Consider the following 21,234-nt stretch of genomic DNA (forward strand, 5'->3'; position numbering starts at 1 on the left):
TCCTATTTTTCTATATTTATTGATACATTTTCATCGCTGAAAGTATTCTTTTTATTTTTTGACCAGATGGTTGCTAATATTGGCCCTGCAATGTTATGCCATACTGCCGCTAATACACTTGGGAGTGCAGCAACCGGTCCAAAATGCAAAATACTTTCCAGCTATATTACTTTCATCCACTCAGCCCCTATCTTTTAATTGAAACACCTTTTTCGGATTCAAAATATTTTGCGGATCAAGAACTTTCTTTATTTTCTCCATTACAAATAATGCCGCCCCATGTTCTTCTTCTTGATACTTTCGTTTCCCGATTCCAACGCCATGTTCTCCTGTACACGTTCCTCCTCGTTTAAGAGCATACTGAACGATACTTTCATTTATTTCGTCTGCCTTCTTCACTTCCTCCTTATCATTTGTGTCAATCATTAAGAGTACATGGAAATTCCCATCCCCAACATGACCGAGAATACCGCCAATAAGCCCTACTTTATGTAATACCTCTTTCGCATGTTGAATCGCTCCAGCTAATTCCGAAATTGGTACACATACGTCTGTACTCATTAGCTTTTTACCAGGATAACTATGCACGTAAGAGTACGCTAAGTTATGTCTTGCATCCCACAGCTTATTTCTCGCTGCTGTTTCCGTCTCAAACGCAATTTCTATACATTTATGATCAAGAACGATTTCTTTCGTAAATTCAATATCTTGCTTTAACCCTGCTTCATTGCCGTGAAACTCTAAAAACAGTGTCGGTTCTTCTCTGTAACTTGTTTCATTGTAATAATTTACTTGTTTCATAGATAATTCATCAACGAGTTCAATTCTCGCGATTGGAATACCTGCTTGTAATATGTTAATTACAGCTTCTACTGCATCATTTATAGTTGGAAACGATGCCCTCGCAGCCATAACATGTTCTGGTATACCGTATACTTTTAAAGTTAACTCCGTGAAACATCCAAGTGTTCCTTCTGAGCCTACGAAAATACCATTTAAATGATAACCTGATGATGACTTCGCTGCTAAATTCCCGGTATGTATTACTCCTCCATCAGCAAGAACGACTTCTAAATCTCGAACTTGATCACGCATTACCCCATACTTTACCGCTGTCGTTCCGCTCGCATTTGTAGCAGCCATTCCTCCTAACGTTGCATCAGCTCCTGGGTCTACACTAAAAAATAATCCATACTTTTTCAATTCTTTATTAAGCTGAGAGCGCGTCACCCCTGGCTGTACTCTCACAAGAAAATCCTTTTCTCTTATTTCAAGTATTTTGTTCATAAGAGAAAAGTCCATTGTAATTCCTTTTTCGTAAGGAATTACATGTCCCTCTAAACTGGACCCTACTCCAAATGGAACGACAGCTGTTCCGTGCTGAATCGCTATTTTCATTATCGCGCTAACTTCTTCGGTCGTTTTTGGAAAAACAACTACATCAGGTAAACTACTACTATGGTAAGATTCATCTTTACTATGTAACTCTCGTACTGTCATATTTATTACTACTCGATCTTCAGGAAGTATGCCTTTTAATTCATTTACTACATGTTCAATTGTTATTTCCATAATCAACTCTCCTTTTTAATTTTAAAACAAGTATACCATCTTCATACAAAATAATCAGAAAAATAAGATTATTAAACCTGAACATACAAAAAAGAACCTGCAGCACACGCTACAAGTTCTTTTTCACTACATTTTAAACGATTTCTTTATTAACAACATAAACCAAATTAAAGTAACTGCCATCAACGAATGAGAAAATCCTACAATATAAGTTAACCCTTTAAAGTCAGCTCCATTTAACTGAAGAAGCCCTCTCGCTGCTAGCGAACCTAACATTAATGTTAATGCAATATTATGTAAAACAAACCACTTATTAAACCCTTGCACTTCATGAAACGCGAATACTTTTGCTAATCCTAAAGCAATTAAAAAGAAGAAAAAGCCAAGTACAAGTGTATGCGTATGCAAAAGATTTAACAAAGTAGACCCTAAAATCCCTTTATACTTACCATACTCCCTAGCGAAAATCCCTGATAATAAACCGATAATCAAATACGTAAACGATGCATTATATAATTTCTTCATTATGTACCTCCTTGAGTAGAATGTATAGTGTGTCATATTTAGTAATAATGATAGTTATATAGTAAAAACTCCTAGTCACCTAGGAGTCATTGTATAAGCATCTCACTCTTTACAATTAATCCTAATTATAAGATATCTCTCTATACAAAACAAACGAACTTTATGTGAACAAACACCCCCATTAAAATATGTTGCACTTTTGTTTTACACAATCCATACTAATTGTTATAACTTTTTAAAGGTGGTGTAATTATTGATAGTTCTTGAAACTGAACGTCTTAATCTTCGCTGGTTTGATATAAAAGACGCTCCTTTTATTCTTGAGTTAGTAAACGATCCTGCATGGATTCAGTTTATCGGTGACAAAGGAGTTAGTAACTTAGAAGATGCAAAAAATTATATTGTAAACGGTCCCATCGATATGTATAACAAACTTGGATTCGGCCTTTACTTAGTAGAACGAAAAAAAGATCTCACTCCACTTGGTATGTGTGGCCTTATTAAAAGAGATTCATTAGAAGACGTTGATATCGGGTTTGCCTTTTTAGAGACATTCCGTTCAAAAGGATATGGCTACGAGTCAGCTTCTGCGATAATCGAATACGGTGTACAAAAGCTCGGCATGAAACGAATTGTAGCAATTACTTCTGTAGATAACATCGCCTCAGGAAAGCTTTTAGAAAAAGTAGGATTACGATTTGAGAAAATCATTTCAGATTCAGGAGAAGATTTAAAATTATTTGGGTATAACGCATAGTAAAGAAGGTCGCCGTGAATGGTGACCTTCTTTACTATTTTACTGATCTCGTCATAATACTTTTAGTTCCATTTATAGTTTTGCAGTAATTCTTGTGATTACTACTATGCCTTTCATATCACATTTTTTGGAAATTCATAGAAATAAAACTTTCACATTTAAATAAATTATATTAATATATCAAATAAAGGAAGTGAGAATAAATGGAACAACCGCTATTTTTATTAGTTCTTCAATTCATTGCATTCATATTAATCATTTGTATCGTATATGGAATGTTGTACAATACCGTATTAAATTTAAATATGCCTAAATGGACTGCACATATAGTAGCTACGGTCTTTTCCCTTGGTATTACCTATCAAGCTTTTATAAATTTTATTTGAAAAACTTTTGTAGCAATTACTTCTATTGTTGATGCAGTAAAGCTTTTAGAAAAAGCAGGATTGCAATTTGAAAGGGTTATTTCAAGATCAGAAAACGTAACCATTTTTTATACAGTCTTTCCAGCGCAAAATAGTGAAGAAGTTAGTTCCGCTGAAAGTGTGTTTGCATAACAAGAAATGAATTTAATTGATGCTACAAAAATTTTATTTTAATTCTGGTTCTATTGTTTGGAATCGTTCTAGGGTACCATTTGTGTGGACTTTAAAAATTTTCATTTGCGCACCAAAATGTTGCGTTAAGTAAAATGTATCACCAGTTATTAAATTTCCAATCTTCCAATCAGGTTGATATGTACTTTCCATGGAACTTTCTAAATCCCCAATCATTATTAAATTGATATATAATGAAGATGAACTACTCAACATTTTCGTTAAAGATAGTCTATCAACCTCTAACTACCTAATGAACTCAAGTAAACACATCTTCAGTCATTTTAAGAGGTACAAAAGGCACCCTTTCGGGTGATTTTTGTATAAAAATTCTATTTTTTTATATTCGATACCAACCACGAACCTTTTTAAAATAATAGTATCATTATGTCTCCTTTTTAGAGATTATTTTTAATTACCTTTAATTTTTTGCACCAGAACCGGAAAATCCCTGACTACTCGAAAGATCAACTATCAAGTGCTAATATTCAATAACGCGTACTGAAAATGATTAAACATTTTTATAAACCCGTGGAACATTTAAGAAATCAATTTTTCTCTTATCGAAATTTAATTAGCTTACAGTAATACAGTGGTCATATATTTTTAAGAATAACGGAAGAATATATAGAAATTGCTACAGAAATGTGAAGTTTAATTAATTTAGGAGGAACAAACTTGTTTAATCAGCTTGTAAAAGTTATACCGAATTTATTTACGATTGGAAATTTATTGTGCGGTGTTTTCTCAATCACCTTGAATATGAGTGAATATTTAGGAGCAGCCTCCATTCTCATTTTCTTTTCAGCTGTTTTAGATTTTCTTGATGGAAGAATTGCAAGAAAATTAAAAGTGAACAGTGAGTTTGGCGTAGAATTGGATTCCTTAGCTGATATTGTTAGTTTCGGCGTCGCTCCTGCGCTTTTATTTCATACGATAGCAACACCTTCTATTTTAACTTCTTTGGCATTTATCCTATTCCCAACAATGGGTGCTTTAAGATTAGCTAAATTTAGTATTAAACCAACTATTGGATATTTTAAGGGATTACCTATTCCAGCTGCAGGATTATCATTGGCTGGTATGGCATTGTTTTCATATAGTAATGCATGGATTACTTTAATCCTCGCCCTCTTAATGGTAAGTCCCATTAGGTTTAAAAAATTTTAATGAAGGTCACGCCCAACGCCATTAAGGAGCATTTTAAATGGATTTAACGCGTCAATAAGTATAAAAAAGCAGGACAATAATATTAAATTAGGTGCCCTTCGAAAAATTAAAACCTTGTATTTATGGCTATTGGGTTAATCCATCGATATGTTATTCTGAAACGTCAGTCCACTTTTAACAGGAGCTCCCTTTATCAAGAGAGCTCCTGTTCTTATTTCTTCTTCTTTTCTGTCGGTTGGCTTTGTTTAGCAAAATTAGATGAATCATCAAAATTCGGTTGCTTTTTACCAGCATTATTACTTCTACCTTTTCCCATATGTAATGCACCTCCCCTCCCCCTTACTATTCCCAATAAAAAAATTCTCTTGCATCAAAGAGAATTTTAAATTGGGTTCTTATTGATAATACCTAAGTACTTCCAACACTGCCATTCCATAAAAGATGGATCCAATGTTAAATTATTTAATGCTAAAACAAATATTACATTTTCATATTTAACTGGATAATCAATTAATAATCCTAATGTATTTCCTGAATCTGCGACAATTATGATTCCCTTTTCTAACACGTCATCTATAACTTCTTTTAATTATTCTTACCTAGCATATAATATTTTCCTACACATTGAGATTGCATGTTGTATAAGGAAGCCCTTCTTCTTTCCATGCAAGAAATCCTCCCTTTAAATTCACTACTTCCTTTATACCAGCTCTTTGTAAAATACTAGCTGCTATAGCGGAACGTAATCCGGTTCGACATTGCAAAACTATTGGAAAATCTTTCGGTATATAATCTAGTTGTTCAAATAGATTACCTAAAGTGATATGTATTGCATCATGAAGGTGTCCTTCCTCCCACTCTTTTTTACTACGCACATCGATAACCTTAACGCTTCCACCTTTTATATGCGGATATAATTCAATCGATGTTTTTTCTTTGTAACTTTCAAATCTATCAAGTCTTTGTATTACTTTTAAGGGTGCAAAAGCAATAATATTATCTAACCCAATAGATTCAAATTCTCTAATAACTGCCTCTACTTTAACTTTTTCCTCATCTAGAATTATTAAAGTTTCTTTTTTATAATCTAATAACCATCCACACCAAGTTGTGAAAGAATTGTTATAAGGTATGTTAATTGACTTCTCGATATGACCTGCAGCAAAACTCTCTACATCCCTTATATCAACTATTTGATAAACGCTCTTCAAAATTTCTTGAAGTTCTTCTACTGTATTAATAGCAGTACTTTTTCTCTTCTTACGAATTGGCGGACCATACTTATTTAAATTCTTCATTAATGAAAAATACTTTGGAGGCTCTGGCTGTCCCGTCAATAAAGTCGATATAAAATCACTTTCTTCATTACACCGAAATGCCCAATTGAACATCTTTTCATAACCTAATGTAGAAGTTGGAATTGCTCCTAATGCTTTTCCACATGCGCTTCCTGCACCATGTGATGGCCATATTTGCAAATAATCAGGAAGTATTTTTATTTTTTGTATAGAGTCAAATAATTGTTTTGCTCCTATTTTTGCAGTATCTTTCATACCGACTGCAGTTTCTAATAAATCCGGCCTTCCTATATCTCCTACAAATATAAAATCACCTGTGAATATCCCTATCGGCTTATCATTCGTATAGTTATTTTGACTTGTATCAGTTACTAAAAAAGAAATACTTTCAGGCGTATGCCCTGGGGTGTGAATTACATCAAATTTTATATGACCTACTTTAAACTCTGTACCCTCTCTAACCAATTTGTATCGACCTTCGTTAAGATATTGATATTTCCAATCACAATCTCCTTCATCAGATACATATAAATTTGCATGATAAAGAGTAGAAAGTTCTCTAGACCCAGAAAGAAAATCAGCATGAATATGAGTCTCAGCCGCAGCAATTACTTCCATCCCTTCTTTCTTAGCAAATTCTATATATTGTTCTATATAGCGACTAGGATCAATAACGATTGCTACGCCTTCTTTCTGACAACCGACTAAATAGGAAGCATGTGCTAATTTTTCATCATAAAAATATTTTAAAAGCATATCTACTCCCTCCAATTAGTTATTTCAAATTGATTTTCAATTTTTGTAACCACTTTTTATCTTCTCCTATAGAATCCCTTTCAACATTAAATTCCAATACATATATGGCAACATATATCTTTTAAGTAAAAACATACTATACCTTTCTTTCGCTTGATTAAATGGAAACGTTTCTTGTGGCTCATGTTCATAGTTAAATTCAGCGAGTATAAGACTTTTATATCCTGTAATAATCGGACATGATGTATATCCATCATATTTAGCCTGTAAATCTCTTCCGCTAAGTACGTCCATAATATTTTGTTTTAAGACGGGTATTTGTTTTCGAATTGCTGCTCCAGTTTTAGAGGTAGGTAAATTGGTACAATCTCCAAGTCCAAAAATATTTTTATATTGCACATGCTGCAAAGTATAAGGGCTTATATCTACCCATCCCTGATGATCACTTATCTCACTCTCTTTAATAAAATTAGGTGGCCCCATTGGTGGAACAACATGTATCATACTATATGGTACGGTTTCTCTTTTTAGTGTTTGCGTATCTTCAAAAATTGCCTCTCTCTTTTCGGCGATAATTTCCACTAAATTTTTATTATAATTCGTTATAATTTGCTTTCTTTCTAGTACTTGTTCTAAAGTATTTGCATATCGTGGAACCTGAAATATGTTATTGTTTGCAGAATAAAACATTACTTCACTTCTGTTTCTTACACCACTATTACAAAAATACTCCTCTGCTAAGTACATAATTTTTTGTGGAGCACCACCGCATTTAATAGGAGTATTAGGGTGGGTAAAAAGCGCATTTCCTCCTTTAAATTTTTCGATTTCTCTCCAAGTAGAATCAACAGATGTATAAGAATAATTGCTACATACCCCATTAGTGCCAATAGACTCTTTTAAGCCTTTAATACTGTCCCAATTTATTTGTATACCAGCTGCTACAATAAGAATTTCATATTCAAGTAACAGTCCGTCATCTAAAAGTATCTTATTTTCAGATGGAAATAACTTAACAACACTTTTAGGGATCCACGTTGCCCCTTTTGGAATAAGCGATTCCTGATTACGCATCGTACTTTCCTTTGAAACAATTCCTCCCCCCACTAAACTCCATAGTGGCTGAAAGTAATGTTTTTTTGATGGATCAATAATTGCTATACTTTCTTTAAATAGGGGTACATTTCGTAATAAATGTGCAGTAGAAGATAGTCCTGCTGTCCCAGCACCAATTACAATAATTTTATAACTATCTCTGATCTTCATTATCCTCTTCCTATCTAAAATTGATTTTTAAATTAACTAATTAGTAGCCATTTTTTCATCGTAGTAACATTATTATAAGTTAAAAACACCATAGTTTTATCTGATTTAAATGAAAATTTTGTTAATTTTACCATCAACATTACTATATGCGTAAATCCCCTATGTTACTTCCATATTTTAGTTTTAATATTAAAACTAAATATTGTTATATAAAATAATACATTAAAATACTTTTCATGAATCCGGATAAGTAATGTTTAAAAAACAACAATTTTACTACAGTAATCAAGAACAGTTTTCTAAATTAAGTTACTGCAGAAAATATAACTCTGGCGCAATATCCCTACCAGCTTTCATTCCAATAGTAACTCCATGATATAACATCAAAGATGAAATCCCTCAACTTAGGTATTTGACTTTTTAAATTTATACAAATGTCTTAGCTCTATGTACTGTGATATATAGGTCCACATCAATATGTTATTGCATCATATACTGAACAGATAATTTAAATTACTTTTATAAAGGATGATGAGGATGAACCTAGAAGATATACAAAAATCCTATGGCGTAATTGTAAGTTTAGGAGGATTGTGTCAAGTCACCAACCAAATCAAAAGACACAATTTAAGAACATTTTCTGGACCTTTAGATTGGTTTTATTATCCATCACTTTCAGATGTAAACAGATTACTTCAAAATCGATTTAAAAAATTTATGAAGTTGGAAAATATGATTATAGAAGGTTCAGAAAGTTACGGTCTTATTGAATCAGAATTTGATAATCAAATTAAATGGGCAGAACGAATTACCTACTGTATAAAGGACACTTATTATAATTGTTTTTCAATGCATGATTTTCCTATTAATTCAGAAAAGGATTTGAAATCAACCTATCCTTCTTTTAAAGCTAAATTAGACACTAGAATTAATCAATTCCTTGAAAAAATAAATAGTAGTGAATCCATTTTATTCATTAGAATTTGGGGAAATCGAGATGAAGCGGTTGAATTACAAAACGTATTATCTAAAATTACAAATAAGGATTTTAATATCCTTATTGTTAATTTCAAGGAGGGTATATCTAATATTGTTGAACAAAATTGGGGAATATCGCGGGTTTGTTCAATTGAACTCCCACGTTATCAGGATAGATGGGAAGGTGATGATTCCGATTGGGATGTTATTTTAAACAAAATAACATTAACTTAATAATTTCCTTCTTACTTTTAACATGATTTGGCCCGTAAAATCAAATAGGTGTAGAGAAATAAAATTCCTGTCTAATTGATACACACTTAATTAACAAAACGTTCATATAATAATTCGTAAGTCCTTCTTTATTGAATAAATAGTTCTTTACAAAATTAGTTCCATCACTAGAGCACCTTTATGCGGTGCTCTTTTTTGAATTTATAAAATGTAAAAATAGTTGTTCCATTTTCCTTCAAATGACTAATTCCCTTTGTTATTCTTCTGTTGATTTCTGTATAATCATTTATGCGATCAGCATATTCTGCTTATGTAGTGCATTCACGACTACTTACTTCCATACTTTATCTTATATTTTGTCTTCTTGGATATTTCATTATAAGCTTCTTCAATTCCCTTGATTTCCTTCCCCTTCTTTTATCTTAAGAACAAGCAATTTCTTTCATTAATATTAAATAAACTAAAGCATAGATTTTAAAAGAACCTAATTTACATATAATTAATGATAAACTACAATGTGTATTCTCCACGTTTAATCAGCATCTGAATTATAAATCTAACATATTTTTTTTAGTTGATTGTCATTATGGTACAACCGTGTATACATTTACCAAACAAACTACATAGTTTAAATTAGTAAAATATATAGAGAGGAAGGAAATAAATCTATGAAAGTCATAATTTTGTGTGGCGGAAAAGGGCTTCGGATGCAAGGAATTTTAGAGGACATTCCCAAACCATTAGTTCGAGTTCAAGGAAAGCCTCTCCTCTTGCATATAATGAATTGGTATAGAAAATATGGACATTCTGATTTCATTTTGCCCTTAGGATATAAAGGTGAGAAAATTAAGGAATATTTTATGGACTTTAGCTGGAAAGAGAATGACTTTAGTTTGAATTTTAAAACCAGTCAATATACGCTACTTCAGAAATTAGAAAATTGGAATATACACTTTATAGATACAGGAATTGATACAATGACCGGGGCAAGACTAAAAAAACTTGAATCCTTTGTACAGGGTGAAACCTTTTTATTAACTTATGGTGACGGATTAGCCAATATAGATATTGATCAACTAATAGCATTCCATAAAGAAAAAGGAAAAATTGCTACATTAACTGGAATTAAAAAAAATAGTCAATACGGCCTATTGGCGGTCGAAGATGGAATTGCTATTGATTTTAAAGAAAAACCATTACTTGATGAAGTAATTAATGGCGGTTTTTTTGTATTTAACAAAGAAATATTCGATTATTTAAGTAATAATGATGATTGTGTTCTAGAAGAAGATCCTCTTCGAAATTTAATAAAAGACAATGAGCTCGCAGTCTATGAACACAATGACTTTTGGGCTAGTGTCGATACACCTAAAGATTTAAAAACTGTAAATGAAAGTTGGAATCCAAATAAATTTTAGTGGAGAGGACTGAATAAGCATTGAACTCTAATGATAAAAAAATAAGTTTACCTCGATTGTATATCCCCTCTAATGAGAAAATAGTTAACCCACTTTCAACAGGAATTAAAGCTTCAAATCTCTCCAAAAAAAATACTCAAAAAAGAATTGATCCCCAATTCTATAATCAACAACATGATCTAAATAATCATTTCTGCGTCATTGTAGGTAGTGAGTATGTCTTGAAAATTATTGCTTTACAGCAATCATTAATGCAGTACTCAGAAAAATTCACATTGTGGATTTGTTGTATAGATCCTTTTGTATATTCACTATTAAAAGAAATGAGTTTAATTAATGTAAACCTTTTACAAGTTGAAGAATTGGAAGATCGTGAATTAAAAGCAATTAAGAGAAAAAGAAAAGTAAATGAATATTGTTGGACTTTAAAATCTGTCTTGATAGAATATTTATTGGTCAATTATGATTTACCATCTATTCTATATTGTGATGGTGATTTATGCTTTTTCTCTGACCCTAATATTATTTTTGAGGAATGGGGTGACCATTCTATTTTCCTAACCCCCCAAAGAGATCGTGATTGGGTAGAAAAAATGTATGGAAAATATCAGGCTGGTCTAATTGGATTTAAGAATGATCTCTATGGACTAAAAAGTGTAAGATGGTGGAAAAATAAATGTATAGATTGGTGCAGTGCCGAGGCTGAGGAGGGGAAATTTGGAGACCAAAAGTATTTAGATTATATCCCTATATATTTTCCAAAAGTAAAAATTTCAAATAACTTAGGTATAAATGCTGCGCCTTGGAACTGTATATATAATAACGATTATAAAATTGACAAGACTAAAAACGATATATTTATTGAAAACGACAAACTAGTTGTTTACCATTTTGCATGTATTACTATCTTTACTGAAAATGATTTTGATCTTTGGTCTTTGGGAGAAATTTCAATACCCAATAATATATTAAACCATATTTACACTCCGTATTTAGAGAGAATTCAATTTGTTTTAAAGCAATTAAAGGATAAATTCAATAAAGATACTAAACAATTTTTAAGTAAAAAAGATATAAATAAAGCTCAAACTTTATATAAAGATTCACAATTAAGAAGAAAAATGAATCAATCCAATCATTTTATGAACTTTTCCATGATTATAAGTAAAGAACGATTAATTCAAGGATTGACCTCTTATTATTCCTTAGAAAATTTCAACGCTAAATTTACTGTATGGATCTGTTGTATGGATGATTTAACGTATCAAATATTAGAGAAATTAAAATTAAAGCACGCCATACTAATTCCGGTAAAAGAAATTGAAAATCATGAACTCCTCAGTATAAAAAATGATAGAAGTTTACAAGAGTATTGTTGGACATTAAAAGCGCCCCTATGTCTACATGTCCTTAGTCTTTATCCGGAAGTTGATCACATTATATATTGTGATGCTGATATGTATTTCTTTACAGCACCTAATATCATTCTTGATGAATGGTGGAAGTACTCTGTATTCCTTTGCCCTCAAAGAAGCTCTACTGAAATTGAAAGCATACACGGTATATACCAAGCTGGTTTAGTAGGCTTCAAAAATGATCAAAATAGTAAAGAAATTTTAACATGGTGGAAAGATAAATGCCTAGAATATTGCAATAATCAATATGATGTTGAAATGAATAGATGGGGTGACCAAAAATATTTAAATCACATTCCTAACATCTTTTCTAATATAAAAATCATGACTCATAAAGGTATTGATGCAGCACCTTGGAATGTCATTTTAAATAGCAGTTCTATATCCAAAACAGATAATAAAGTTTTTATTGATCAAGATGAATTAATAGCTTTTCATTTTGGAAGTATGCAAATTATTAATCCAAATGAGTTCGATTTATGGAAACAAGAAACTTTAGAATTACCTCCAGCAGTTTTAGATTATATATACATTCCTTATATTGAACAATTGAACAAGACATGTCATACCCTTCATAATACTTTTCAAAAATCTCCCTCCTCTTTATTTGCTGACCAAATTGATACAACAACAATAAAAAATTATTTTAAATACCCCTCCCCTCATCACAATTAAGACTGATACTTTCCTTATTTAAAAATAAATCTATTTATTTCAGCAACTAAAAATACATCTTAATAAAGGATAGATTATCACTATGATTGCTTCATTTAAAAATAAAACTTTCCTTATTACTGGTGGATACGGTTTTATTGGTTCTCACTTGGCACGAAGACTTTTAAATTTACAAGCAAAAATTGTTCTTTTCATAAGAACACCATCAAACTCTTGGAGACTAAAGGATATTCTAAAATATATTGAAACCTATGAAATAGATATACGAGATAAAAAACAAGTACAAGATGCAATAAAGAAAATTAATCCCGATTATATCTTTCACCTGGCAGCCTATGGTGTAAATTCTGCCCATACAGATTACATCCATGCTATAGAAACAAATGTTATAGGGACTTGTAACATTATTCAAGCAGCAAAATTGGTGAATTGTAAAAAAATCATCAATTTTGGGAGTAGTTCTGAATACGGTAACAAGATGGAACCTATTCATGAAAATATGTTACTAACTCCTGTGGACATCTATGGAAGTACCAAAGCTGCTGCTACTATACTGGCCCATCAAATTGCTAGCGAAAACAATATTAATCTTATAACATTAAGACCTTTTGGCATATTCGGAGAAGGCGAAGAGCCGCATAAAATTTTTAGCTATATAATCTTGCGAGTATTACAAAACAAAGATGTAAATTTAACTTTATGTAATCAATTAAGAGATTATTGTTATATAGAAAATGTAATAGATGCCTGTATCCTAGCAGTAGAAAATACTACTGTACAAAATGAAATCTTTAATATTGGGAGCGGCACTATTCACCCCTTGAAACATTATGTAGAATTATTATTCAAACATTTGAAAACCAATTCCAGACCAAATTACGGTGCAATTTCCTCTAGAACAAATGAAAGATGGGTTCCTGAAGCGGATGTGCAAAAAATAAAAAACTCTCTTTCCTGGGAACCTAGAATTAATATTGAAGAAGGAATTATAAAAACTGTTAATTGGTATAAAAATAATAAACATTTATACCTAACCCCCTAAAAATAGGGTACTAAAGGAGGTGGACTAATTGTTAAACCAAAACTTTAATAATGCTTTTTACGGAAAAAGAATTTTAATTACTGGACATACTGGTTTTAAAGGTTCTTGGTTATCCCTATGGTTGAATGAATTAGGTGCTGCTGTAATCGGATATTCATTAGATCCTAAAAATAAAAATGATAACTTTAACATTACTAACCTTCAAAATAATATAATTGATATTCGTGGAGACATTAGAGATTTTAATAAATTAAATAAGGTTTTTACAGATTATAAACCTGAAATTGTATTCCATTTAGCTGCCCAACCTCTAGTTAAGTATTCATATGAATATCCTAGAGAAACATACGAGGTAAACGTTGTAGGAACTATGAATGTACTAGAGGCAATTCGATTACATGAATCAGCTAAAATAGGAATTATGGTGACAAGTGACAAGTGCTATGAGAATAAAGAATGGCCTTGGGGTTATCGTGAAATTGACCCTATGGGCGGCCATGACATATATAGCTCAAGCAAAGGATGCTGCGAACTTTTAATTTCTTCCTATCGTAATTCTTACTTTTCAGAAGAAAAATTTTCTCAACACAAGAAAATAATTGCAAGTGTTCGAGCTGGTAATGTAATTGGTGGTGGTGATTGGTCAATAGATAGAATTATTCCCGATTGTATACGAGCATTAGAATCAAACAAAAAGATTATTATTAGAAATCCTACTGCTATTAGACCCTGGCAACATGTACTAGAACCTTTAAGCGGGTATTTACTCCTTACAGAAAAAATTATAAATAATGGTATCCTTTTTTCAGGAGCATGGAACTTCGGGCCATCCCTAAGCAATATTGTTTCAGTAGAAAAATTAGTGACCAGTTTACTAGATATTTGGAGCTGCGGGGATTGGACAGCAGAAAATATAGGTCCAATAAATTTTCATGAAGCAAATTTACTAAACCTTGACATTAGCAAAGCAAAATTCAATCTTAATTGGCAGCCAAAATGGTCCCTACAACAGACTTTAGAAAATACAATAGAATGGTATAAACATTATAATTCTTACACCAGTTCTGAGATGAGAAATCTATGTATTAGCCAAATCAAACAATATTGCATGCTTTGAACTACTCCCACTTACCCATACTTGCTGTGAGTTCCTTATGGAGGGAGTCTTCTTGGTTAAAATAATAAAAGATACATTAATTTTTATAGTCTAAATTATAAACCTACTATACCTAAAATTATGTGATTGTCCATTAACAAAAATTTTATTTCTTCGGTTATTTCAAATCAACTATTGACATTATATTGAAGAATAAAGGAATCACGTATTTTTCTAGTGATTCCCTTGTTCTGAGAAAATAATGTCTTGCTTTAACGACAATACAGTATATGTGATTATTAATTTATTTGTTCTAGTTATGAAAAAATCTATTCCTGTCAAAAGAGCTTTCTTCAAAGAAAAACTTCCTTTTTTTCTACTTATCCTACTCGAAAAGTAAATAATGTTATTTTTCAGATGATTACATCTACTATTTATAGAATTACACTGAGCTTTAACAAGTTTATGCTTATATATTGATTCTCTTATTTATTATCACCAATGTTGATGAATTTATGCATAGCTTATTCTATACACAAATAGCTTTTTGAATTATCTTTTCAGAATAAATAAAGGAGACTTTCTCTTTTATGCACTTTCCCCTTACCATTCTTAAATTTCCCTTTAATCAACAATAAGAACAAATCTTCAATATAGTACATCTTCTTTGAACTACCCCCACTTTCACTTCGTTTAGAAGTGAGGGATTCCTAAGTAAAGAGTTCTATCGAACTCTAATTGATTAGGCTAACCCCGCAGTCCTTGCGGTTAGAAGCCTTATCGCTTCACTCTTTAGATTGATACTTGCGTTAATATCCCTATCATGGTGTGTACGACAAGAAGGACAGTCCCATTCACGTAGGTTTAGATTTTTAACGTCTTTATTTTGATATCCACAACAAGAACATAATTGGCTGGAAGCAAATGTTTTCGATACGACAATGACTTGTTTGCCATACCATTTTGCTTTGTATTCTAACATTGATCGAAATTGCAACCAAGATACCTCACTAATTGCTTTTGCTAACTTATGATTCTTTAACATATTCGATACTTGCAAATCCTCTATACCGATAACATCGTGGTTTTTGATGATTTCAGTTGAAATTTTGTCCAAGTAATCTTTTCTAGTATTTGATATGTATTCATGAATTCTAGCTACCTTTACTCGTTGTTTATTCCAGCGAGAAGATCCTTTCATTCTTCTAGAAAGAACACGCTGTGCTTTCGCCAACTTATCTTCTAATGATCGGAAAAATTTCGGATTTTCATAGTGTGTTCCATCTGACAAAATAGCGAAATCTTTTAGTCCTACATCTATTCCAATGTAAGAATGTGTTTTCGGAAGTTCTTGTACTTCTGTTTCAACTAATAGTGACACAAAATATCTACCAGAAGGGTTGCGTCTAACCGTAGCATTTAAAATACGTCCCTGTACTTCACGGCTTTTGGCAAATCGAACAAGGCCTAGTTTCGGCAACTTTATTTTGTTCCCTACAACGGCAATGTTTTCATTTGTTTGTTTTGTGGTATAAGATTGTACGTTGTTCTTCTTAGATTTAAAGCGCGGTGCGCTGTTTTGTTTTTTGAAAAAGCGCGTATAAGCATCCGCAAGGTTGCGAACAGACGACTGAATCGCAATACTATCCACTTCTTTTAGCCAAACAAGCTCTTTCTTCATGGCAGGTAGTTTGGCAGAGCATATACCATAGGTCAAGCCTTTTCCTGTCTCTTTGTATGCGTGATCCCATAAGGATAGAAAATGATTGAATACAAAGCGAGAACACCCAATCGTTTTGTTGATTAGAATTGCTTGTGCTTGATTTGGATAGATACGAAACTTATAGGCTTTATTAATCATTATTTGATTCACCTCCATTTCGGTATATGACTATTATACACCAAACATATATTCGATAGATAGTAGAGTAATACTTTCTATATGTCGAACAATTAAGATGGCTTCCTGCCATCTCTTGTTCGAGGCCAATTCATCTCCCGCCTACTCACTGGACTGTGACCCTTCACGCTCCTTGAGGAAGGAGTCTTCTTGGCTAAAATGATAAAATAAAACAAAACCATACATAAGATAATTTTACTATTACAAATAATGACATAGTCTGTTTCACCTTTTACATTATCTAAAAAAGAACTTGTAGGAATTCTTACAAGTTCTTTTTTATTTCCTTTATTCTCTTCTTATTACATACGCAAGATTTATACATTTGGTGGTGATACATACTATATTTATCCGATAAAATAATCTAAAAATTAACACATAATTGATCGTTTTAAGAAAAAGAGATTTCATAAATCTTCAATCACAGTTTCTTAGTTCACCTAATAGAACGTATAAAGACTCATATCATCTTTTGATTATTTTTGGATGTTTTATTCTACGTATATTCGACACAAATTGATTGTTTTTTATGAATTTTCTTGAAAAATATTGTAATATCACTCCATTTTTTCTTCTATTTTGTTATGATGTTTATAATTAAATTGGATTAGGATTTTTTTAGAAAATGGGGGCGTATATTATGAGTGTCTCAGTAAAAGGAAATGAGCAATTAACCTCTCTATTGAACGACTGGTATCGATCTATGCTATCTCAGCAAGTTATAAAAGCTACTAATCTAAAAAAGAAAATTGATGAAAAAATTAATAAGTTAAGCATTGAACCGAATCAAGAGCATCAGGATCAAAATTTGTTACTATACTATTCACTACTCGAATTTCGTTACAAGGTCTTAACAGATAGCCTTGGTATTCAACAAAATAGTTTTGATACTATTAGCGATTATGATATGCCTACAGATCAATTTCTACAATTCTATTATCATTTTTTCAAATCCATTCATTCCACTTTTATATCAAATTATACTGAGGCAGAGGAACATTATAAACTAGCAGAAAAAATATTGGTAGCTATACCAGATGAAATTGAACACGCCGAATTTTACTATAGAATTGCTACTTTCTATCACCATACCTATAACAATCTCGCTTCTATCGAATACGCAAATAAATCGAGAGCAATCTTTTCAAAGTACGAAGGTTATGAAGTAAAAACAGCCTTTTGTAATAGTTTGCTAGGTGGTTGCTGCATCTATTTAAAACAGTACGAACAAGCAGAAGAATATCTACATTGTGCAATTGATTTACTACAAAAAAATAGGGAAGAAGATTCCTTGTTATACGTAAAAAATACTATGGGGTGGCTGTATTCTGATCAAAGTATGTCTACTTTAGCTATTCGTCACCTTTCAGAAGTAACAGAGAAAATCCCTACACACTTCAAGGCCATCTTCCTACAAGCTAAGGAACATTATAAGTTAGGAGAACAATCAACGGCCAGCCAACTCATTGATAAGGGTCTACAGATTTGCAGAGAAATTCATAACGAAGAATACACACACCACTTCTCTATTTTAAAAAAATTAAACGAAAATATTCCATTGGAAGAATTAGAAAAAATCATTCAAGAAGGAATCTTATACTTTGAGGAAGAAGAATTATGGGAATATGTTGTCGAATACGCCGAATTATTTGCCACAAAATGTAGACAATTAGAGAACCACCAAAAAGTAAGTGACTATTTCCATATTTGTTATCAAGCAAGACAAAAATCAATCGCAAAAGGAGTGTTAAAATAATGAAAAAAATTAGCTTATTATTATCAGGCATTGCTTTTATTGGGGTATTAACGGTGGGAATTTTTCAGTTTTCTAAAACAGATCAGCTTGCTACTCATGGGCATTATCCTGCTCCTTCATATAGTGTTGGCGATTATAGTGGTGCACCACCAAAAATTTAATGTAAATGTATTTAAAAACCCTCCAAATGGAGGGTTTTTAAATGGCTTATCTGCCTGTTCAATACGCATAGAGAGTACATATTATACTTATTTACTATGTTATAAGATTTTTCATTTCCACTCTGTAACAAGATTCTAGCATTCTCTCCTAGAATCTCAACTTAAATCTTAAATCCACCAATTAACTCTTGAAGTTCTTCCGCCATCTGTGCTAATTGTATTGCTGAAGAATTTATCTCTTCCATAGAAGCATGTTGTTCCTCAGATGAACCAGCTATCGTTTGCATACTTGAAGAATTTTCTTTTACAGCCATAGCTATTTGATCAATCGATGTATCAACTTTCATTGCATCAGTTGTCATTTTATTTGATAGTTCTACCATACCATGCACTTTTGATACAATATCATTTGCAGATTTTGAAATCTCATAAAAACTTTGTTTTGTATCATTCGCAACCTTAATTCCCGACTGTACTTCTACGCCTACTTCATTCATAGCTTTTACAGTCTCATGTACGTCTGCTTGTATTTCCTTAATTAAACTTCCAATTTCCATTGAAGATTCGGATGATTGCTCCGCCAACTTTCTAACTTCATCAGCAACAATTGCAAACCCTCTCCCCTGTTCCCCAGCTCTAGCTGCTTCAATCGCTGCATTTAATGCTAATAAATTTGTTTGTTCCGCAATATTTTGAATCGCTTCTAATATACTGCCAATTTGCTGTGATTTCTTATCTAATAATTTTATGACATTATCGGATTGAGAAACAGAGTGATGGATAGACTGCATTTGTGTTACAGTTTGTTCTACTAATTGTTCACCTTCATTGGCTTTTTGTTTAGTGTATATGGATGAAGCCGATACTTCAGAAGCATTCTCAGCTACGTATTGAATATTTCGTGTTACCTCACCAATTAATTCAGCTCCAGACTCAACTTCATTATTTTGAACCTCTGCACTGTTCGAGATTTCTTCCATCTCTTTTGTAATTTGTTCTGTCGCAACACTTGCTTGCTCTACACTAGCAGTTAGTTCCTCAGAAGACGCAGCTACATGTCCTGCAGATGTGTTAATTTGAGAAATAATATTACGTAACGACTCTGCCATTGTATTGAAACTACCACCTAATTGACCAAGTTCATCCTTTGAACGAATATCTATTTTCTCGGTTAAATCTCCTTGACTAATTCTTTGAGCTGAAATGACTAATTGTCTTAGTGGAGTAATTATAGATTTGAGTATGAATAGAATTACAATTCCACCTAACAATAATGAAGCACCTATTATAGTGAGCGTTTTATAAAAAATAGGATTGGTAGCTTCTTCAATTTCTTTCGTAGGCATTACGCCAGCTATTTTCCAACCTGTTTTTTTATTTGTCTTAAAGCTTATGTTTCGATCTTCACCATTGAGGCTATAAGTAATTACTCCATCTTCTGTCTTGTACAATTCATCCACTAAAGTTTTATCTAATTTCTCTCCAGGTTTTAGTGATGGATGAACAACTATAGTTTTATCTTGACTAACTATAGATACAAATCCTTGCTTCCCAATTTTTATCATTTTGGATGTTTTTACGATATCTTTAATATTCAAATCTACGCCAATGACACCACTTTTATCTGCATTCTGCTTTGCAATTGCAATTACCATATTTCCTGTAGACTTTGATTTATAGGGAGATGAAACAATAATCTCTCCATTTGCTTTTACTGCATCCTTATACCAACTACTTTCTAACGGATTAAACCCTTCTGGTATTTTTCCAACAGGTGCATGAATAAATTGATTGTTACTGGATGCCGTATAAATCGTTTCTATCTCTGGATGTAACTGTATATATTGATCAAATTTATTCTGTACATTTTGCGATTGTTCAGGATTATAATCCCCTTGTGTGAGTACCTTTGCAAAATGAGTGATATCTGTATGCTTATTTTCTAATTCATCATCAACAATCTTATCTAAAATACTTATATTATCTTTTGCTGATTGTAGAATTGTTTCATTAAGATCTGTTTTTGCTTTATTATAAGATGATACTCCTACGATAAGGCTTGGTATAATTAATATTGCTATAAATGCCATAGACAACTTCGTTTTAAGCTTTATTTGCCCCAATCTTTCTTTTATATTAAACACTAGCTACTTCTCCTTTTCATTTTTACTACTTATATAGTTTATTTAAATTTTTCTCCTTTACTTTTCCACATTCATTTATGGTACCATTCGAAATGAAACCACAATTACATCCTATTATCCGTACTTTATAATTTAGAGATTTAATTTTCACAGACAGAGTTTTATCTGCTCTCCTTTCGAATATGTTATTTTTCTAGATTCAGCAATTATTAGACTACGAATTATTCCAAATAAACTTGATGCAACATATACTTCATTTAAAAAATAATTATTGGATTTGTTTGGATAAAAATCTAGTTTAGCGCTAATCCAATCGGATGAAATTCTTACCATAATACATTCACTAAACATAAATAAGTAAATTTATTTCTTTTAATACTTATATTTAACTGCCTTTTAACCATTCTAACTGTATTATTTCATCGTTTTATCTATTTATTACAACCACTTTTGTATTATTGAATCACTAAACTAT

The 21,234-nt window shown here is 31.9% G+C and carries 17 protein-coding genes and 1 pseudogene; 10 read left to right on the forward strand and 8 right to left on the reverse strand.

From position 1 onward, the window contains the following. Window positions 1-2: 2 nt before the first annotated feature. The 3 genes and pseudogenes from NST27_RS17085 to NST27_RS17095 all read right to left on the reverse strand — a co-directional run. Window positions 3-146, reverse strand: a pseudogene (locus NST27_RS17085) (bile acid:sodium symporter family protein); the annotation flags it as partial. 34 nt (window positions 147-180) lie between these two features. Beyond that, complete coding sequence (locus NST27_RS17090) at window positions 181-1,572, reverse strand: FAD-binding oxidoreductase (protein WP_000406571.1); 1,392 nt, start codon at window positions 1,570-1,572, stop codon at window positions 181-183. A gap of 126 nt (window positions 1,573-1,698) precedes the next feature. Beyond that, window positions 1,699-2,097 carry a DUF2871 family protein gene (locus tag NST27_RS17095; RefSeq protein ID WP_000737896.1) on the reverse strand — a complete coding sequence of 133 codons (399 nt, stop codon included), beginning with the start codon at window positions 2,095-2,097 and terminating at the stop codon, window positions 1,699-1,701. A 253-nt stretch (window positions 2,098-2,350) separates the two neighbouring features. On the opposite strand from NST27_RS17095, the gene NST27_RS17100 reads away from it, so the two are divergent. Both NST27_RS17100 and NST27_RS17105 read left to right on the forward strand, forming a co-directional pair. Further along, window positions 2,351-2,854, forward strand: a complete 504-nt coding sequence (locus NST27_RS17100; protein WP_000636208.1) for a GNAT family N-acetyltransferase — start codon at window positions 2,351-2,353, stop codon at window positions 2,852-2,854. A gap of 203 nt (window positions 2,855-3,057) precedes the next feature. Next, a complete protein-coding gene (locus NST27_RS17105; RefSeq protein WP_000437513.1) occupies window positions 3,058-3,240 on the forward strand; it encodes a hypothetical protein in 183 nt (60 codons plus the stop codon). A 204-nt stretch (window positions 3,241-3,444) separates the two neighbouring features. On the opposite strand, the gene NST27_RS17110 is transcribed toward NST27_RS17105, so the two are convergent. Beyond that, a complete protein-coding gene (locus tag NST27_RS17110; RefSeq protein WP_002000399.1) occupies window positions 3,445-3,627 on the reverse strand; it encodes a DUF5065 family protein in 183 nt (60 codons plus the stop codon). Window positions 3,628-4,128: 501 nt separating this feature from the next. Here NST27_RS17110 and pssA point away from each other — a divergent pair. Then, window positions 4,129-4,620: a CDP-diacylglycerol--serine O-phosphatidyltransferase gene (gene pssA / locus NST27_RS17115; protein WP_000483080.1), complete on the forward strand. Its 492-nt coding sequence runs from the start codon at window positions 4,129-4,131 to the stop codon at window positions 4,618-4,620. A 617-nt stretch (window positions 4,621-5,237) separates the two neighbouring features. Here pssA and NST27_RS17120 read toward each other — a convergent pair. Together NST27_RS17120 and NST27_RS17125 are read right to left on the reverse strand one after the other, a co-directional pair. Continuing rightward, the gene (locus NST27_RS17120; RefSeq protein ID WP_000925327.1) at window positions 5,238-6,674 is read right to left on the reverse strand and encodes an MBL fold metallo-hydrolase; all 1,437 of its coding nucleotides are present in this window, start codon (window positions 6,672-6,674) and stop codon (window positions 5,238-5,240) included. Between the two features lie 66 nt (window positions 6,675-6,740). Beyond that, window positions 6,741-7,940, reverse strand: a complete 1,200-nt coding sequence (locus NST27_RS17125) for an FAD/NAD(P)-binding oxidoreductase (RefSeq protein WP_000701886.1) — start codon at window positions 7,938-7,940, stop codon at window positions 6,741-6,743. A gap of 537 nt (window positions 7,941-8,477) precedes the next feature. On the opposite strand from NST27_RS17125, the gene NST27_RS17130 reads away from it, so the two are divergent. From NST27_RS17130 to rfbG, 5 genes are all read left to right on the forward strand, one after another. After that, entirely contained in the window at window positions 8,478-9,152 is a 675-nt protein-coding gene (locus NST27_RS17130) for a papain-like cysteine peptidase (RefSeq protein WP_001047148.1), read from the forward strand. A gap of 668 nt (window positions 9,153-9,820) precedes the next feature. Next, window positions 9,821-10,570 (forward strand): sugar phosphate nucleotidyltransferase, encoded by a 750-nt coding sequence (locus tag NST27_RS17135; RefSeq protein WP_000864432.1) that lies wholly within the window; start codon window positions 9,821-9,823, stop codon window positions 10,568-10,570. A gap of 20 nt (window positions 10,571-10,590) precedes the next feature. After that, a complete protein-coding gene (locus NST27_RS17140) occupies window positions 10,591-12,660 on the forward strand; it encodes a hypothetical protein (protein ID WP_001087526.1) in 2,070 nt (689 codons plus the stop codon). An 82-nt stretch (window positions 12,661-12,742) separates the two neighbouring features. Beyond that, entirely contained in the window at window positions 12,743-13,702 is a 960-nt protein-coding gene (locus NST27_RS17145) for an NAD-dependent epimerase/dehydratase family protein (RefSeq protein ID WP_000561952.1), read from the forward strand. 28 nt (window positions 13,703-13,730) lie between these two features. Next, window positions 13,731-14,819, forward strand: a complete 1,089-nt coding sequence (gene rfbG / locus NST27_RS17150) for a CDP-glucose 4,6-dehydratase (RefSeq protein ID WP_000934339.1) — start codon at window positions 13,731-13,733, stop codon at window positions 14,817-14,819. Between the two features lie 721 nt (window positions 14,820-15,540). Here rfbG and tnpB read toward each other — a convergent pair. Beyond that, window positions 15,541-16,659: an IS200/IS605 family element RNA-guided endonuclease TnpB gene (gene tnpB, locus NST27_RS17155; RefSeq protein WP_146738449.1), complete on the reverse strand. Its 1,119-nt coding sequence runs from the start codon at window positions 16,657-16,659 to the stop codon at window positions 15,541-15,543. Window positions 16,660-17,338: 679 nt separating this feature from the next. Between tnpB and NST27_RS17160 the strand changes: the two genes are divergently transcribed. Both NST27_RS17160 and NST27_RS17165 read left to right on the forward strand, forming a co-directional pair. After that, window positions 17,339-18,454 (forward strand): Rap family tetratricopeptide repeat protein, encoded by a 1,116-nt coding sequence (locus NST27_RS17160; RefSeq protein WP_000116962.1) that lies wholly within the window; start codon window positions 17,339-17,341, stop codon window positions 18,452-18,454. Continuing rightward, a complete protein-coding gene (locus tag NST27_RS17165; protein WP_000724108.1) occupies window positions 18,454-18,615 on the forward strand; it encodes a hypothetical protein in 162 nt (53 codons plus the stop codon). The genes NST27_RS17160 and NST27_RS17165 overlap by 1 nt, the downstream gene beginning before the upstream one ends. A gap of 161 nt (window positions 18,616-18,776) precedes the next feature. On the opposite strand, the gene NST27_RS17170 is transcribed toward NST27_RS17165, so the two are convergent. Continuing rightward, on the reverse strand, window positions 18,777-20,759 hold the full coding sequence (locus tag NST27_RS17170; protein ID WP_000481860.1) for a methyl-accepting chemotaxis protein: 1,983 nt from the start codon (window positions 20,757-20,759) through the stop codon (window positions 18,777-18,779). Window positions 20,760-21,234: the final 475 nt, after the last annotated feature.

This window comes from Bacillus sp. FSL W8-0770 (genome assembly GCF_038008705.1).
GTDB lineage: Bacteria > Bacillota > Bacilli > Bacillales > Bacillaceae_G > Bacillus_A > Bacillus_A cereus.